The organism is Oceanospirillum sp., from assembly GCF_982874595.1.
On record NZ_CEYNZH010000065.1, the window covers coordinates 1 to 17,637 of the forward strand.

The following is a 17,637-nucleotide window of genomic DNA, read 5'->3' on the forward strand; positions in this document are numbered from 1 at the left end:
AGTCCCTGATCACGGGCAAATTCAAGCCCCTTCTCTGGCCCCATCACCATCAGTGTAGTGGCCATCGCATCAGCCGTAGCGCAGGACGGATGCAAAACTGTTACCGAAGCGAGTTTATGAGCAATGGGTCGACCAGTCAGCGGGTTGATCGTGTGGGAAAAACGCTGACCATTGGCTTCAAAGTAATTTCGGTATCCGCCGGATGTCGCCACGGCCAGATCGGTGACGGCTAACACTTGCTGAACGACCTGCCCCGTTGTGCTGGGCTTTTCGATAGCAATTCGCCAGATTGAACCATCGGGCTTATGTCCTTTCAGACGCAACTCACCGCCTACTTCCACCAGATAATTATGAAATCCCTGCCGTTCTAGGTAGCGGGCAACCTGATCAACACCATAGCCTTTGGCAATAGCCGAAAGATCGAGATAGACATTTTTTTCTTTACGCAGAGCCGGGGAGTCACTTTCTATCCCTTTAACCGCAATAGATCGGTAACCCACACGCTCAAAGGCCAGCGCCAGTTCTGGTTCACTGGGCACCTGATCCGGTTTCAGATCCGGACCGAACCCCCAGAGATTCACCAAGGGGCCTATTGTGGGATCAAAAGCCCCCCCACTGAGTGCAGCAATTTGCAGGGCTTCTTCAACAACAACAGCAGTATCCACTGACACCGGAAACCACTGATCAACACTCGTCTGATTAAAGCGTGATAACTCGGAGTGCTGTTTGTAGGTCGACATCTTAAGATCAACATCGACCAGAGTATTCTTAATGCCTTCAGCAAGTGCTTGCTGACCGGCTTTATCAAGGCTGATGCCTTCACTTTCGACCACAGAAACGTGGTATTGGGTACCCATAATCGGGCCGGAAAACTTAATAATAACCGGATCACTATCGCAACCAGCAAGAAGGGCCAGCCCGATTAAGGCCAGCCCTACTTTAATGACCTGCCCCATAAGGGACAGGCCGGCAGCGATCAGTATTCCGATCTGTTGCCAGACAGACCCGTAAAGGCCTGTCAGCAACAGCTTGAGATCACTGCGCATTACTTAACCACCGAAGTCGTCAAGCAGGATGTTCTCAGGCTCAACACCCAGATTCAACAGCATCTGGATCACAGCAGAGTTCATCATTGGAGGTCCACACATGTAGTACTCACAATCTTCAGGCGCTTCATGATCCTTCAGATAGTTTTCATACAGTACGTTGTGGATGAAGCCGGTCATACCGGTCCAGTTATCCTCCGGCAGTGGATCGGACAGAGCCAGATGCCAGGTGAAATTCTCGTTTTCTTCCGCCAGCTTGTCGAACTCTTCTACGTAGAAGGCTTCACGTACAGAACGTGCACCATACCAGAAAGAGATCTTACGCTTGGAGTTCAGACGCTTCAGCTGATCGAAGATATGGGAACGCATAGGCGCCATACCTGCACCACCACCGATAAAGACCATTTCGTTATCGGTATCTTTGGCGAAGAACTCACCAAATGGACCGGAAACAGTGATCTTATCACCCGGCTTCAGGCTGAATACGTAAGAAGACATCTGACCCGGTGGTACATCATCACGACCCGGAGGTGGTGACGCGATACGGATGTTGAACTTAACAACACCTTTCTCTTCGGGATAGTTCGCCATGGAGTAGGCACGGGTGATAGGCTCATCAACCTTAGACACATACTTCCAGATGTTAAACTTATCCCAGTCCGGGTGATACTCTTCCTCGATATCGAAGTCTTTGTAGTGAACTTCATGTGGAGGCACTTCCAGCTGAACATAACCACCAGCGCGGAAGTCAACGTTTTCACCTTCTGGCAGACGCAGAGTCAGCTCTTTAATGAAGGTGGCAACGTTCGGGTTAGACTCTACCGTACATTCCCACTTCTTAACGCCAAATACGTCTGCTTCAACCTCAATGTCCATGTCCTGTTTAACAGGAACCTGACAGGAAAGACGCCAGCCTTCTTTTTTCTCACCCATAGTGAAGTGAGACTCTTCCGTTGGCAGGATAGAACCGCCGCCGGAAGAAACAATACATTTACACTGGGCACAAGAGCCACCGCCACCACAGGCAGATGACAGGAAGATACCGTTTGAAGCCAGTGTCTGAAGCAGTTTACCGCCCGCAGGGGTGGTAATTTTCTGCTCACCATTAATGGTTACAGTGACATCGCCACTGCTAACCAGCTTGTTGCGTGCTGCCAGAATCACCAGTACCAGAGATACTACGATGATCGTGAACATGACCACGCCCAGCACAATAAGTTGTGAATCAACCATGTTCTGAACCTTTTTGTTCTAAGTTTCCGTCAACTGCGTACTTACAGCTGCACGCCCGAGAAGGACATAAAGCCCAGAGACATCAGACCTACAGTCACAAATGTGATACCCAGACCTTCCAGGCCTTTAGGTACATCACTGTACTTCAGTTTTTCACGGATACCCGCCAGCGCAACAATCGCCAGCGCCCAACCGATACCTGCACCGGCACCATATACAACAGACTCACCAAAGGTGTAATCACGCTCTACCATAAACAGTGACGCACCCAGAATGGCACAGTTCACTGTAATCAGCGGCAGGAACACACCCAGCGCGTTGTAAAGAGCAGGAACAAATTTGTCGAGGAACATTTCCAGAATCTGAACCATCGCCGCAATTACGCCTATATAACTCAGATAACCCAGGAAGCTCAGGTCGATCGACTCTGCACCTTCCATACCGGTCCAAACCAGAGCACCTTCGCGCAGCAGGTTGTTATAGATCAGATTGTTTACCGGAACGGTGATCACCTGCACTACAACAACGGCAATACCCAGACCCAGAGCTGCATCAACTTTCTTGGACACGGCCAGGAAAGTACACATACCCAGGAAGAAGGCCAATGCCATGTTTTCTACGAAAATCGCCTTAACTAAAAGGCTAACGTAATACTCAAACATTACACTGCCTCCTTAACTTGAGTGTTTGGAGCGATCTTGAACTCAGCAGATTCATTCTGAGCTGGCTGCCAGGTACGGATCAGCCAGATGAAACCAGCGATGATAAAGAACGCAGAAGGTGGCAACAGCATCATGCCGTTTGGCAGATACCAGCCGCCGTCGTTGATTTTTTCCAGAATCTGGATACCGAACAGACTGCCGGAACCAAACAGCTCACGAATGAAACCAACAAACAACAAGACAACGGTGTAACCCAGACCGTTACCGATACCATCGATAAAGCTCATCACAGGGCCATTCTTCATGGCATAAGCTTCCGCACGACCCATTACGATACAGTTGGTAATAATCAGACCAACAAATACCGACAGCTGCTTACTGGTTTCATAAGCGTAGGCCTTCAGCATCTGATCCACTACGATTACCAGGGAGGCAATAATAGTCATCTGTACGATAATACGGATGCTGCTTGGAATCTGGTTACGAATCATCGAGATAAACATGCTTGAGAAAGCCGTTACCAGACAAACCGCAATACCCATCACGATAGCAACCGACAGACTGCTGGTTACCGCCAGTGCCGAACAAATACCCAGAATCTGCAAAGCAATCGGGTTGTTGGCAAAAATTGGAGAGACAATAACGCTCTTTGGAGTATCAGCCATTTTTATACTCCTTCCTTACGAAGTTTGCTGAGATAAGGTCCGAAACCCTCTTCGCCAACCCAGTACTGAACCAGATTAGTTACACCACGGCTGGTCAGAGTTGCACCGGAAAGACCGTCAACCTTGTGCTCAGCATTCGGTGTGGAAGCATCAACAGAACCTTTAATCAGTTCGATCACAGGCTCAGATGAACCTTCGTTATACAGTTTCTTGCCTGTCCACAAAGCTTTCCACTTAGGGTTATCAACTTCACCACCCAGCCCCGGAGTTTCCGCGTGCTGGTAGAAGCCTAAACCAATCACAGTGTTAGCGTCTGCTTCCAGCGCCAAAAAACCATGCAGAGTCGACCACAGACCGTAGCCACGTACTGGCAGGATGATGCGCTCAAGCTCACCTTCCTTCTCTACCAGATAAACAGTGGCATATTTCTCACGACGTTTGATGCCGGCAATATCCTCACTGTTTGACAGAGCTTTGGACATTTCAGGATCTTTAGCCGCACGAAGCTGGTCATAAGTTTCAGCATTGACTGCGTCGGTGTACTCACCTGTATTCAGGTTCACTACTCGAGGCGTGATCTGAGCATAGAGTTCGTCAATAGACTTACCTGGCTCCATCAAACCGGCAGCTGCCAGAATGTTGGATTTACGGTCCAGGTCTTTGTTTTCCTGCTGTTGTGCTTTAAACACTACCGCTGCGCCGGAAACAATCACGGAGCAGACGATACACAGCAGTAACGCTACGGTAAGCGTTTTCTTGATGGAATCGTTGCTACTAGACATTGCGCATCATTCTCCGTTTGATGTTGGCCTGAACCACAAAGTGGTCGATAAACGGTGCAAACAGGTTCGCAAACAGAATCGCCAGCATAATACCCTCAGGGAATGCCGGGTTGATCACACGGATCATCACTGTCATTACACCGATCAGAATACCGAACCAGATCTTACCTGTATTCGTCATAGAGGCAGATACAGGGTCAGTCGCCATGAAGAACATACCAAAGGCCAGACCACCTACAGTCAGGTGCCAGTACCAAGGTAGTGCGAACATAGGGTTGGTGTCAGAGCCAACGGCATTCAGCAGAGAACTCAGAGCAAACATACCGATGAACACGCCCAGTACGATACGCCAGGACGCAATCTTCGTAGTCAGCAGAACGGCACCACCAATCATGATGGCCAGAGTAGAGGTTTCACCCATAGAACCCGGCATGATCCCCAGGAAGGAATCCCACCAGCTCATGCTGTTCATCAGACCCTCAACGCCCTCAGCCGCAGCAACACCCAGTGCCGTTGCGCCTGTGTAGCCATCTACAGCGGTCCATACCGCATCACCGGAGATCTGTGCAGGGTACGCAAAGTACAGGAAGGCACGACCTGCCAGAGCAGGGTTAAGGAAGTTTTTACCGGTACCACCGAAGATCTCTTTAGCGACAACCACACCGAAGGTAATACCCAGTGCAACCTGCCACAGGGGAATAGTCGCAGGCAAAGTCAGAGCGAACAGGATAGAGGTTACAAAGAAACCTTCGTTTACCTCATGGCCACGCTTCATCGCAAACAGCACTTCCCAGAAGCCACCGACCACAAAGGTCACCGCATAAACGGGCAGGAAGTACATCGCGCCATGGACCATATTGTCCCAAAGACTTGCCGGGTCATAACCTGCCAGCAGCGTAATCAGCGCACCGCGCCAACCCTCTGCAGCAGCAATACCTTCCGCAGCCATCGCCATGTTTGCGTGGTAACCCACGTTCCACATACCGAAAAACATTGCAGGGAAAGTACATAACCAAACAGTGATCATCATACGTTTCAGGTCAACACCATCACGCACGTGAGCCGTGGTCTTGGTAGTGGAGCCCGGAGAGTAGAAAATGGTATCCACTGCTTCGTACAGCGCGTACCAGCTCTCATACTTACCACCTTTGTGGAAGTGAGGCTCCATATTATCAAGGATTTTACGCAGACCCATTATGCCCCCTCCTTCTCAATCGTGGTCAGATTGTTGCGCAGGATAGGACCGTACTCGTACTTACCTGGGCACACATAGGTGCACAGAGCAAGATCTTCTTCGTCCAGTTCCAGGCAGCCCAGCTGCATTGCAGTTTCGATATCACTCACAATCAGCGCACGCAGCAGCTGAGTCGGGAGAATATCCAGAGGCATAACACGCTCGTAAGAACCTACCGGAACCATGGCACGCTCACTACCGTTTGTGTTGGTAGATGGTGAGTAGTTCTTCAGGCCAAAGAGCTTGGAGATATAGATGTTCAGCATGGAGTGCTTGTTCGCGCCCGGCGACAACCAACCCATAAAGTCACGTTCTGTACCTTCTTTCAGTGCGCTGACCTGTGTGTGGTAGCGACCCAGGAAAGAAAACGGACCTTTAGCCGTTGTACCGCCAAATACTGAACCGGAGATAAGACGTACTGCATCACGGTCTGCCAGTTCGCCACCGCACACATCTTCAAGAGATGCACCCAGACGGGTCTTAACCAGACGTGGGTTCTTCAGCTCCGGACCACCCAGAGCAATAACCCGGGAAACATTCAGTTCACCGGTCAGGAACAGCTGACCAAAGGCCACAACATCCTGATAACCGATTGTCCAAACGGTTTTCTCTGAGCTGACAGGATCCAGATGATGGATATGGGTGCTCGCCAGGCCTGCCGGGTGTGGACCCGCAAACTCTTCGACAACCACCTGACCACCCGCTTGTGCAGGAATAGAAGCACCAGCAGCCTTACAGACAAATACCTTACCATCCGTAAGACGTGAAACCACCTCAAGACCAGCCTGAAAATCAGCTTCCTGACCTTTCAGTACCGTGGCAGGATCAGCTGCCAGAGGGTTGGTATCAATCGCTGTTACAAAGATGGAGTTAGGGGTGCTGTCCAAAGCCGGAACTCGGCTGAAAGGACGGGTGCGCAATGCTGTCCACAAACCGGAATCAACCAGTTGCTCCTGCACTTTTGCACGCTCCAGAGATGCAAGATCAGCCTGACCGAATTTGGCAAACTGAACTTTTTCTTCCTGATCCGCCACTTTGATAACCACAGACTGAAGTATACGGCGCTCACCACGGTTGACGGCAACAATCTCACCGGCAGCAGGAGCGGTATATTTCACACCCGGAGTCTTTTTATCACTGAAGAGCTCTTGACCCAACTTAACCTGATCGCCGACCTTCACTGCCATTGTAGGCTTCATACCCACATAGTCAGTGCCAATCACAGCGACCGTACGCGCCAGAGCAGCATCTTCGATGCTTTGCTTCGGTGCGCCGGCTATAGGCAGATCAAGGCCACGTTTGATTTTTATCATACGTCTCGCCCAATCACTTAGTTATTTTTTAAAGGTAAAGCTTAGATAACCCCATGCAGAATGCTTCGATATGCTTAGAAACAGCCTGCATCAGGTCGATAATTCTTATGGCCAGCCTTGCTGTTTTTACGACCACGGGTCTGCCCACCCGGATCGCTCCCAAAATCGGACACATTATAAAGACCTGCCAACGCCTTTACCACTCGACCTGCGACATTTTGCCACAACAGAGGGCGCGACCAAGGTACTGCTTCTGAAGAATTTCGGTCATTTGGGCGGCAACGTCTGAAAATATCTGCCAATTACCAAATTAGAATGGGGAAAAATGTTTAATTTTCTTTTAGTTAGATACAAAAAAGCCCGCTCATTGAGCGGGCTTTTGAACAATTCCGGCATTTATACCGAAAAAGCGCACATCAGAAATTAACGCGCAGGGAAATGCTGGAAGTGCACGTTAGAGATCTGCTGCAGAATACGAACAACCTGGCAGCTGTAACCGAACTCGTTATCGTACCAAACATAAAGAACAGCCTGCTTGCCATTCACAATGGTCGCTTCACCATCAACGATACCCGCATGACGGTTACCTACGAAGTCAGAAGATACCACCTCAGGAGACTGAACGAAGTCGATCTGCTTCTGCAGGCCAGAGTGCAGAGAAGCGTCACGCAGGTAGTCGTTGACTTCTTCTACAGTCGTACCATTTTTCAGAGTCAGATTCAGAATCGCCATAGAAACGTTTGGCGTAGGAACACGAATCGCGTTACCGGTCAGCTTACCTTTCAGAGAAGGCAGTGCTTTAGCCGCAGCAGAAGCCGCACCAGTCTCTGTGATAACCATGTTCAGCGGCGCTGCACGACCACGACGGGATGCTTTATGGAAGTTATCGATCAGGTTCTGGTCGTTAGTGAACGCGTGAACCGTCTCAACGTGACCGTGCTCGATACCGTACTTGTCTTCAATCGCTTTCAGTACAGGAACGATAGCGTTAGTGGTACAGGAAGCCGCAGACAGAATCTTGTCGCCTTCTTCGATCACGTCGCTGTTGATGCCGTGAACGATGTTTTTGATATCGCCTTTACCCGGAGCGGTCAGCAGAACGCGGGACGCCCCTTTGCAGTTCAGGTGCTGACCCAGGCCAGTCTCATCACGCCACATACCGGTGTTATCAACGATGATAGCGTCGTTGATACCATAAGTAGTGTAATCCACTTCTGCAGGAGAGTTCGCGTAGATAACCTGAACATAGTTACCATTGATGATCAGCGCTTTTGCTTCTTCATCAACAGTGATAGTGCCCTGGAAAGAACCGTGAACAGAGTCACGACGCAGCAGACTGGCACGCTTCTGCAGATCACCTTCTTTACCGCCACGAACAACAATGGCACGCAGACGCAGCTTGTTACCGCCACCCGCTTTCTCAACCAGGATACGCGCCAGCAGACGACCGATACGGCCAAAGCCGTACAGCACAACATCTTTGTAGCCGTCTTCGCCATTGTCCTGGTATTTGCCTACTGCAGAGTCCAGCTCTTTACGCAGGAAAGCTTCCAGATCGCTGCCGCCTTCGTTCTTGAATTTAACAGCCAGCTTACCGATATCAACGTGAGCAGGGCCCATGTCCATACCTGCCATCGCTTCCAGAATCGGGTGAGTGTCACGAACAGACAGCTCAGTACCTTCAACCTGGCGAACAAAACGGTGGTCTTTCAGGATGCGGATAACAGACTGGTTGACCATTGCGCGGCCATACAGTGAAGTCACTACATTGTTTTTACGATACAGCTGACCAATCAGCGGGATCATACCTTCAGCCAGAGCTTCACGCTCCTGCCAATCCTGGAAACAGTTATCTAACATCTCTTGACTCACGGGCGGCCTCACTTAAATCAAAAAAATCACAACCGAAAATGCGGGCGTATTATGAAAGCAGAACGTCCAAAGGGCAAATTTAAACACTGGTTTTGCGTCCAAAGTCTATTTACCGGACGCTTTGACCTGCCGGAATGACGTTTCATGATGCATTCTTAACGTGACGCATCGCCTAATCATCAGCTGACAGCTTTAACGTTGAGAACGCCCACATCAGCGGATACGCTAAATCAGCGCCCCCACTCTTTACATTAATCCTTAGCACCTTAGACTTAACGGCTTCTTTCCTATACGACATCTACTGACAGCTACGGAAAAGACATCATGCAACTGCCGTTAAAACCCCAGATGGTTCCAGTAAAACCCGGCGACACACGCCACTGGGGTAACCTGCCGGGACATGCCCGGGCCCTGGTTATCAGTGAGCTTGCCCGGCAGCAGGAACGCCTGCTGTTTGTTGTCACCCAAAGCCAGAGTGACGCAGAGCAGTTAGCTGAACTATTGCGATTCTTTTTGCCGGATGAGCTACCTGTATTGCGCATGCCGGACTGGGAAACACTGCCTTACGATGCTTTTTCTCCCCATCAGGACATTATTTCTGAGCGTCTTAAAGTACTGTTTCAGCTACCGCAACTAAAAAAAGGTGTACTGGTCGCTCCAGCCTCAACCCTAATGCAGCGTCTGGCACCGGAAAGCTATATCAGCGGCTCCACCTTCCTGCTGGAAACCGGACAACGTTTTGACGCTCAGGCGATGAGTCGTCAACTGGAACAAGCCGGCTACCACTGCGTGGATAATGTCTATAGCCATGGGGAGTACGCGATCCGCGGCGCCCTGATGGATATCTTCCCCATGGGGAGTGACGAACCGATTCGCATCGACCTGTTCGATGATGAAATCGACACCCTGCGCACCTTTGACCCTGAAACCCAGCGCTCTCAGGAAAAAACCGACCAGATTCGCATCCTGCCAGCGCAGGAATACCCACTGGACAGCAGCGGCAAAACACAGTTCAAAATCGCGTTTCAGGAACAGTTTGATATCGATTTTCGTCAATGCCCCCTATATCAGGATGTCAGCAAAGGCATCCCATCGCCGGGATTGGAATACTATCTGCCACTGTTTTTTGAGCAGACCGCTGACCTGTTCAGCTATCTCCCCAACAGCACCCTCCTGGTCAGCCACAGCAACACCGAAGAAGCCGCTGAACACTTCTGGGCCGAAGTGGAGCGCCGCTACGAAGATCGTCGCTATGACATCCAACGGCCGATACTGCCGCCAGCTCAGTTATTCCTGCCGGTCAACCAGCTGTTCAGCCGCCTGAAAGCGTATGCCCGCATTCAACTGCATTCGGATACGATTGAAGAGAAAGCCGGACGCATCAATCTGCCGTTTTCTGAACCCGCTCAGTTACCCATTGATGCCAAGAGCAACACCCCGCTGAAACAACTGCAGGACCATCTTGCCAACACCGACAAGCAGGTACTCTTCTGCGCGGAATCAGCAGGTCGCCGGGAAGCATTACTGGAACTACTGGCACGTATTAATCTTCGGCCGACCGGTTTTGACAACTGGCAAAGCTTTAGTAGCGCCCCTGAGACTGAAAGCAAATTGGGTATTACCGTTGCTCCACTGCTGGAAGGCATCACCTGTGAATCCCCAGCCTTTGAACTGATCAGTGAAAGCCAGCTCTTTGGTCAACGGGTGTTCCAAAGCCGTCGCCGCCAGAAAGCAACCGATATCGGCGAATACACGGTACGCAGCCTGACAGAACTGCAAGAAGGTGCACCGGTTGTGCATATCGACCATGGTGTTGGCCGCTATCTGGGTCTTCAGGTGCTGGAGATCGATCAGCAGAAGGCGGAGTTCCTGACACTGGAATACGCCGATGGCGCCAAGCTTTATGTACCGGTCAGCTCTCTGCATCTGATCTCACGCTACTCAGGTGCCGGTGACGACCACGCACCACTGCATAAGCTAGGCACGGAACAGTGGGAAAAAGCCAAACGCAAAACCGCAGAGAAGATCCGTGATACGGCAGCTGAGCTACTGGATATCTACGCCCGGCGTGCGGCCCGAAAAGGCTTTAAGCACGATGATCCGGATCAATCCTATGAAGCGTTTTCTGCCGGATTCCCTTTTGAGGAAACCCCGGATCAGATGATGGCGATCAACGCTGTGATTCAGGATATGACCTCACCGCAACCGATGGATCGCGTGGTGTGCGGTGATGTCGGTTTCGGCAAAACCGAAGTTGCCATGCGCGCCACCTTTATGGCGGTACAGAGTGGCAAGCAAGTGGCGATTCTGGTGCCGACCACACTGCTGGCTCAGCAACACTTTGAGAACTTCCGTGACCGTTTTGCCGACTGGCCGGTACAGGTGGAAGTACTCTCGCGCTTTAAATCTGCCAAAGAGCAGAAAGCGGTGCTGGAAAATATGGGCAACGGTAAAGCCGATATCGTGATTGGCACCCATAAACTGTTGCAGAAAGACACCAACTTTAATGACCTTGGCCTGCTGATTATTGATGAGGAACACCGCTTTGGTGTCGGTCAGAAAGAGAAGCTGAAATCCCTGCGCTCTGAGATCGATATTCTCACTATGACGGCAACGCCGATTCCGCGCACCCTGAATATGGCGATGTCCGGCATCCGGGATCTGTCAATTATCGCCACGCCTCCGGCCAAGCGTCTGTCGGTAAAAACCTTTGTCCGCAAATACGACAAACCGACCATTAAAGAAGCGATCCTGCGTGAGATTCTCCGTGGTGGTCAGCTCTACTTCCTGCATAACGACCTGAAAACCATCGAAAATGCCGCCGAAACCATCCGTGAACTGGTTCCGGAAGCCCGGGTCGGTGTTGCTCACGGCCAGATGCCGGAGCGCCAGCTGGAACAGTTGATGTCCGACTTTTATCACAAACGCTTTAACGTACTGGTCTGTTCAACCATTATCGAAACCGGTATCGATATCCCAAGTGCCAATACCATTATTATCGAGCGTGCCGACAAGTTTGGTCTGGCCCAGCTGCATCAGCTGCGTGGCCGTGTCGGTCGCTCCCACCATCAGGCTTACGCTTACCTGCTGACACCGGAAGGTAAAAAGCTGAGTAAAGATGCAGAGAAGCGACTGGATGCTATCGCATTAGCCGATGATCTGGGGGCCGGTTTCACACTAGCCACTCACGATATGGAGATCCGGGGTGCCGGAGAACTCCTCGGTGAAGGCCAGAGCGGCCAGATGGAACAGGTCGGTTACAGCCTCTATATGGAGATGCTGGATAAAGCCGTTAAGGCGATAAAACAAGGCAAAACCCCTGATCTGGATAAACCGCTGAATCAGGGTACCGAAGTTAACCTGCGTATTCCGGCACTGATCCCGGATGATTACCTGCCGGATGTGCACAGCCGACTGGTGATGTACAAACGGATCGCCAACGCCCGGGATAACAACGAGCTGAAAGAGCTGCAGGTTGAAATGATCGACCGCTTTGGACTCCTGCCGGATCAGGTCAAAAACCTCTTTAACCAGACCCGTCTGAAGCTACGCGCTGAATCTATCGGCATCAGCCGTATCGACTGCGGTGCAGAAAATGGCAGCCTTGAGTTCTCGCCGGAAACGCAGGTTGAACCACTTGCCATTGTTAAGATGGTACAATCAGCACCGAACCGGTATCGTCTCGAAGGTGCAAATAAATTACGCTTCACCGACCTGATGAACCAGCCGGAACGCCGGTTCTCGGTGATCGAAACCTTGCTGTCCAAACTGTCGCCGGATAAGGCAGCCTGAAACAGATGAGAAATATGAATTCAATGATTTGCAGTCAGAAAACTCAAACCCACTTTCTGAAGTCTGCCCTGCAGCAAATCGGAAGTCGTTTACAGCAACAAAAGCGATGCCTGCTCACAGGTTCATTTCTGCTTTTGGCTGGCCTGAGTGCCCCTGCTCTTTCCGCGGAAAGAGCAGAAGCGCGCCATTACACTGTAGAAATGATCATTTTCAGCTATGAAGAACAGGATAAAACGCTGTCCGAAAGCTGGCCTGATAGTATCCAGGTTGAGTTACCTAACGCCTACATGAAGCTATATCGTCCCTCCGATATCACTCCGGAACTTCTGGCTAAAAAAGAACAGGAGGTTCAAACCCGGGTACAAACTAAAGAAAATGGTGAAACAGAGCTGATCAAAACGCCGGTGGGTGTTGTTCCTTTGAACAAACAGCAAAGAGCAGACCTGTCTAACAATCGCTTGCCCGATCTCTTCTTTCTGCCTGAAGAGAAAATGCAACTGACCCGTCAGCGTAATCGGCTGAAACGACGGGATAAGTTTCGCATTATGTTCCATGAAGCCTGGAACATGCCGATCTATGACAAAGAGCACAGTACGCCAATTCTGATTCGCGGTGGTGAGCGCTACGACAACCTGTTCGAGCTCGAAGGCAGCATCAACCTCTCCGTTGCACGTTATCTGCACCTGGATACAAACCTGTACCTGCGGAAGTTTGAAGCCAGCCAAAGTGGCACTCAGACTAATGTACCGGGTTTCAATGAATTACTGAGTAACAAAAACAGCTCATCCACAGGAATTCTGCCCAGCAGTAACGTGACATCGAATCCATCACTGGCGTTGCTGGGATTACGCCAATACCGGGTTGATACCGTAATCCCTCTGCAACAGTCCCGCAGAATGCGTAGTGGCGACCTGCACTATATCGATCACCCCCGCTACGGTATTCTGATGCAGCTAACGCCTTACAACCCTGCAGAAGAGTCTATCAGACTGCGCTAGTATTTCTTTTCAGAAGCTATACATTACGCACCCTGAAACTCAGCCTGCGCTGCTTTAACAGCGCGGGCTGAGTTGTTTTTATTACCGGAAAATCAGACCCGAAAAGCCGACACAACGTATTGCAGCTGACTCGCTTGCTGGGAAATCTCTTCACTGGCTTCAGAATTGCGTTTCACCGCTTCAGAAGTATCCTCTGTTATATCGCGGATAATCACGATATTTTGCCCGACCTCATTAGCGACGCTACTCTGCTCCTCAATGGCGGCTGCAACCTGTGTTGCCCGATCAGAGATATCAGTGACATCTCGTGTAATCGACATCAATATCTGCTCAACCCGAGATGCCTGCTCACGACTCTCCAGCCCCTGATTACGACTCTCATGGATAAGCTGAACAATATCTGATGTTTTAGACTGCAAAGATGCAATAATCTCAGCAATCTCTTGCGTTGCATCCTGCGTTCGCCCGGCAAGAGCACGCACTTCATCTGCCACAACAGCAAAACCACGACCTTGTTCACCGGCACGGGCAGCCTCAATAGCAGCATTCAGTGCCAGCAAATTAGTCTGCTCGGCAATATCCTGAATAACACCGAGAACCTGGCCTATGGTTTGGCTCTGCTCGGATAATTCCGCCACTGAGCTCACCGATCCCTCAAGCTGATCGGAAAGGTTACGAATCATATCAATGGCTTGGTGAACCTGCCCCTGGCCATTCATTGCATCAGAATGAGTATTACGTGCATTATCAGCCATCAGCTCCGTATTACGGGCAATTTCCTCCACAGTGCTTACCATCTCAGTAACAGCCGTTGCCACAGAATCTGTCTCAGTTCTCTGACGTTCAATATCAGAAGCCGTTCGCGCAGAACTGGATGAGAGCAATCCCGTTGTCTGGTTCATCGACCCCACCGCTTCATTCACCTGAAAGATAACTTGCTGAAAACCTTTCAGCATCTCGTTCAGCGAGTTGGCCATCTGGGCCACCTCATCGTTACCGGACAGACTAACCCGCAAATTCAGATCATGAGTCTCATGAATATTATGGATATCCTGCTGAATACGGTTAATTGGCCGAAAGATAGAACGACCGATCAGATAAGTTGAAAGGGCCGTAATAACCAGTACGAGAAGAAAAACGGTAATGGCCAGAATACGGGCCCGACTGATACTGGCGGCCAATTGGTCGCTGACCTTATCTACGGTAGAAGTCAGCAAAGATTCTGTGCTTTGTATCTTCTCACGCATCTCCAGGCGTAAGCCTGAATCGCTATCCAGTCCCAGCAACTGACGCCCTGCGACATATGCCGTAAATTTAGTCTGATAAGTATCCGCATAGGTAATGACAGTCTGATCAACGCCCTGCTGAGCCAGCTGCTGCTTAAGAAGCTTTATTAACTGGCTGAATTTGCCCGGGTATTTCATATCGCCACGCAGAATAAAATCTTTCTCAGCACGACGCAGCTGCAGCATAGTAACCATAACAGCATCGGCAGAAAGCGCTTTAAGTTCTGCTTCAATATTATGTACAGCCTCGCGCAGCTCCCCCTGAAGGCCGGATTCATGATCCAACCCCACTTTTTCTGTTGCTTTAACAACAGCGTGAAAGCTGGCCTGATATTCAGCAAAGGTCGTGTGTAGCTGATCCAGTTCAGGCAATTTAAGGTCATAATCCTGAGCGATCGTTTTCAGCTCGACCAGAATTTCTTCGGTATGACGAATACTGCTATCGAAGCGGGGGACATATTTAAGATCATTACGTGCCATAAAGTCTTTTTCGTAACGACGCATGCTGAGCATGTCAGCTTCAAGACCAAGGGCCAGCTCCTGACCGCGCCCCAGTTTCTCGACATTTGTAAGCGCCCAATAAAAAAGACCAAACATTACCAACATTGCGCTGATAACGATGGCCGCATTAACTGAGAGCTTGTGCTTAATCTGCATAGAAAGGAATCCTGTTAACCTGATGGTTTTTTGCCATCGATAAAAGGGAACACCCCTGAGATTCCTTTCAATGTCGCTACCACATTCCTAAGATTCCTTTCGGTGTAACTATCGCCTCCCAGCTCTGATTCGGGTAATTCCAAAAACGTTTCTTATTCCGAGTCTAGCCCGAAAAAACGATCAGGCCAGCCCGGAATAAAATTAATGGCAGACACCGCTATACTCTGAAGCGCCCCATATGCCCTGAAACCGCCTGTACAGAACGTTCCAGATCGCGACTGGCGCCTCGGGTTTCCTCTGCCAAATCAGATAAACGATCCGACTGCTCGTTAATATCATGCACAGTGTCATTGATATGGTTCGCAACGGCGGATTGCTCTTCCGTTGCCGTCGCGATCTGAGCAGACATACTGTTGATCGTGTTAATACCAGACATGATACCAGCCAGAGCATCACTGGCAATTCGTGCACTCTCAACCGTAGCCGTTACCTGTTCGCTTGCGCCATGCATCGCCTTAACCGAACCAGCAACGCCTTGCTGAAGGCGCTCAATCATCGTCTGAATATCCTGAGTCGATTGCTGCGTTCGGGAAGCCAATGTACGAACCTCGTCCGCAACAACAGCAAACCCGCGCCCGGCTTCACCGGCCCGGGCCGCTTCAATTGCCGCATTCAGCGCCAACAGGTTGGTCTGTTCGGCAATACCACCAATCACATCCAACACAGAGACGATATTATTACTCTCAGTCTCCAGCTGAGAGATCAGATTCACGGCCTGTTCAATTTCCTGAGACAGAGAATCCACCTGAGATGACGATTCCCGGATAGCACGGCCAGAGGTCTGCACATCCTGATTCGCCTGATCTGATTCAGAAGAGGTACTCTGGGCATTGGCAGCAATTTCCTGAATCGCCTGCTGCATCTGGTGAACCGCTGTCAGCACTTGCTCAACAGACTGACTTTGCTGGCTTGCACGTTCTCCGGTTTGCTCTGCACTCCCCAATAGTCCTTTCACCCCCTGATCCATCTCACGGATATGATCCTGAGCCTCAGCAATCATCGTCTGAAGGAATTCCAGTAAACGGTTGACCTGTCTGGCAAGGCGGGCAGTCTCATTGGAACCGTCAGCCGGAAGACGCTGAGTCAGATCGCCACCACCATCAGCAAGTGCTGACACCAATTTTTCCAGATGCGTTAAAGGACGGGTAATCATGCGCGGCACTAAAATAGTCGCAGCAGACACAACGACCAGCGTGATCAACAGAACTAACAAAGCACTATTAAACTCATTGCTGGACACCTGCCGAATATCTTCGCTTAATGCTGCTGCGGTAGTATCAACCTGTTCACCAAGAGAGTCATACTGGTCACGTAACTCTGAAAAAGCGGCACCTTCTAAACCTGACATAAGATCAAAAGCAGCCTGAGTGTTACCGGCATCAGCAACAGCCATCACTTTAGCGGCTTGTTCCTGCCAGCGCTGAAGAGTACGACGGAAAGCATCCTCGCTCTTTAAAGGAACACCCACTTCGCTGACCAAAGCTCTGGCCTTCATCATACGATCAATGGCCTGCTGTACATTTTCATCAAAATCAGACCGCGCACCATCAACCGGCTTGTTCTGACTACGCAAAGAGACATAATCCCTCATCGCAACAGCGGCCTGATAAAGGTCACGATCAGCATTAAGGATAGAGCTTGTGGCAGGAGTGAGATTTGCCGCCATTTTTTCAGAACGATGGCTGACCTCCTGAATTCCTTGTGTACCTGTATATCCTTCCAAAAGTATCAACAAAAGCAAAACCAGAATCGGCAGAGTAACCTGCCATCTGAGGCTTAATTTGCTGTAGGACCCGATCATTATCTGTCTCCATACTCAACTAGTCATATAAAATAAACGGGCCGATCCCGTTAAGAACATCCTGTATGGGGTTTCAACCCTCTTATTTTTTAATAATAGAATCAAAGCCACTTTTAATAAAAAGGTTTTCTCCGACACAACAAAAAAACCCTCTTTAAAAAGAGGGCTTTTATTTAAAACCTTGTCCCGTCCTGAATAAGGTTGACACATTTTCTATCCTAAACTGGAGAAATGTG

General features: G+C 50.2%; 12 protein-coding genes. 2 read left to right on the forward strand and 10 right to left on the reverse strand.

Going from position 1 to position 17,637, the window contains the following annotated elements:
* The 8 genes from AC4GL5_RS16935 to AC4GL5_RS16970 form a co-directional block, all read right to left on the reverse strand.
* Positions 1-1,046: FAD:protein FMN transferase (locus tag AC4GL5_RS16935; protein WP_490383984.1), on the reverse strand; the 1,046-nt coding region annotated here is incomplete at its 3' end.
* A 3-nt stretch (positions 1,047-1,049) separates the two neighbouring features.
* Entirely contained in the window at positions 1,050-2,279 is a 1,230-nt protein-coding gene (gene nqrF, locus AC4GL5_RS16940; protein WP_490383985.1) for an NADH:ubiquinone reductase (Na(+)-transporting) subunit F, read from the reverse strand.
* Between the two features lie 41 nt (positions 2,280-2,320).
* Positions 2,321-2,941: an NADH:ubiquinone reductase (Na(+)-transporting) subunit E gene (nqrE, locus tag AC4GL5_RS16945; RefSeq protein ID WP_490383986.1), complete on the reverse strand. Its 621-nt coding sequence runs from the start codon at positions 2,939-2,941 to the stop codon at positions 2,321-2,323.
* Positions 2,941-3,606: an NADH:ubiquinone reductase (Na(+)-transporting) subunit D gene (locus AC4GL5_RS16950; protein ID WP_490383987.1), complete on the reverse strand. Its 666-nt coding sequence runs from the start codon at positions 3,604-3,606 to the stop codon at positions 2,941-2,943. The genes nqrE and AC4GL5_RS16950 overlap by 1 nt, the downstream gene beginning before the upstream one ends.
* Positions 3,607-3,608: 2 nt before the next feature.
* Positions 3,609-4,388, reverse strand: coding sequence for a Na(+)-translocating NADH-quinone reductase subunit C (locus AC4GL5_RS16955; RefSeq protein ID WP_490383988.1), 780 nt, complete (start codon positions 4,386-4,388; stop codon positions 3,609-3,611).
* Positions 4,381-5,583: an NADH:ubiquinone reductase (Na(+)-transporting) subunit B gene (locus AC4GL5_RS16960; RefSeq protein WP_490383989.1), complete on the reverse strand. Its 1,203-nt coding sequence runs from the start codon at positions 5,581-5,583 to the stop codon at positions 4,381-4,383. The genes AC4GL5_RS16955 and AC4GL5_RS16960 overlap by 8 nt, the downstream gene beginning before the upstream one ends.
* Complete coding sequence (locus AC4GL5_RS16965) at positions 5,583-6,935, reverse strand: Na(+)-translocating NADH-quinone reductase subunit A (protein WP_490383990.1); 1,353 nt, start codon at positions 6,933-6,935, stop codon at positions 5,583-5,585. The genes AC4GL5_RS16960 and AC4GL5_RS16965 overlap by 1 nt, the downstream gene beginning before the upstream one ends.
* 423 nt (positions 6,936-7,358) lie before the next feature.
* Positions 7,359-8,807, reverse strand: coding sequence for a glyceraldehyde-3-phosphate dehydrogenase (locus tag AC4GL5_RS16970; RefSeq protein WP_490383991.1), 1,449 nt, complete (start codon positions 8,805-8,807; stop codon positions 7,359-7,361).
* 324 nt (positions 8,808-9,131) lie between these two features.
* Between AC4GL5_RS16970 and mfd the strand changes: the two genes are divergently transcribed.
* Positions 9,132-12,599, forward strand: coding sequence for a transcription-repair coupling factor (gene mfd / locus AC4GL5_RS16975; RefSeq protein WP_490383992.1), 3,468 nt, complete (start codon positions 9,132-9,134; stop codon positions 12,597-12,599).
* Positions 12,600-12,613: 14 nt separating this feature from the next.
* Positions 12,614-13,597: a CsiV family protein gene (locus tag AC4GL5_RS16980; RefSeq protein ID WP_490383993.1), complete on the forward strand. Its 984-nt coding sequence runs from the start codon at positions 12,614-12,616 to the stop codon at positions 13,595-13,597.
* 92 nt (positions 13,598-13,689) lie between these two features.
* Here the strand turns inward: AC4GL5_RS16980 and AC4GL5_RS16985 are convergent, their stop codons facing one another.
* Together AC4GL5_RS16985 and AC4GL5_RS16990 are read right to left on the reverse strand one after the other, a co-directional pair.
* The gene (locus AC4GL5_RS16985; protein ID WP_490383994.1) at positions 13,690-15,540 is read right to left on the reverse strand and encodes a methyl-accepting chemotaxis protein; all 1,851 of its coding nucleotides are present in this window, start codon (positions 15,538-15,540) and stop codon (positions 13,690-13,692) included.
* A gap of 217 nt (positions 15,541-15,757) precedes the next feature.
* Positions 15,758-17,401: a methyl-accepting chemotaxis protein gene (locus AC4GL5_RS16990; protein ID WP_490383995.1), complete on the reverse strand. Its 1,644-nt coding sequence runs from the start codon at positions 17,399-17,401 to the stop codon at positions 15,758-15,760.
* Between the last annotated feature and the right edge of the window lie 236 nt (positions 17,402-17,637).

Bases quoted from the DNA above. Each gene is read 5' to 3' on its own strand.
- nqrF (WP_490383985.1), bottom strand. From the start codon at position 2,279: ATGGTTGATTCACAACTTATTGTGCTGGGCGTGGTCATGTTCACGATC.
- nqrE (WP_490383986.1), bottom strand. From the start codon at position 2,941: ATGTTTGAGTATTACGTTAGCCTTTTAGTTAAGGCGATTTTCGTAGAA.
- AC4GL5_RS16950 (WP_490383987.1), bottom strand. From the start codon at position 3,606: ATGGCTGATACTCCAAAGAGCGTTATTGTCTCTCCAATTTTTGCCAAC.
- AC4GL5_RS16955 (WP_490383988.1), bottom strand. From the start codon at position 4,388: ATGTCTAGTAGCAACGATTCCATCAAGAAAACGCTTACCGTAGCGTTA.
- AC4GL5_RS16960 (WP_490383989.1), bottom strand. From the start codon at position 5,583: ATGGGTCTGCGTAAAATCCTTGATAATATGGAGCCTCACTTCCACAAA.
- AC4GL5_RS16965 (WP_490383990.1), bottom strand. From the start codon at position 6,935: ATGATAAAAATCAAACGTGGCCTTGATCTGCCTATAGCCGGCGCACCG.
- mfd (WP_490383992.1), top strand. From the start codon at position 9,132: ATGCAACTGCCGTTAAAACCCCAGATGGTTCCAGTAAAACCCGGCGAC.
- AC4GL5_RS16980 (WP_490383993.1), top strand. From the start codon at position 12,614: ATGAATTCAATGATTTGCAGTCAGAAAACTCAAACCCACTTTCTGAAG.
- AC4GL5_RS16985 (WP_490383994.1), bottom strand. From the start codon at position 15,540: ATGCAGATTAAGCACAAGCTCTCAGTTAATGCGGCCATCGTTATCAGC.
- AC4GL5_RS16990 (WP_490383995.1), bottom strand. From the start codon at position 17,401: ATGATCGGGTCCTACAGCAAATTAAGCCTCAGATGGCAGGTTACTCTG.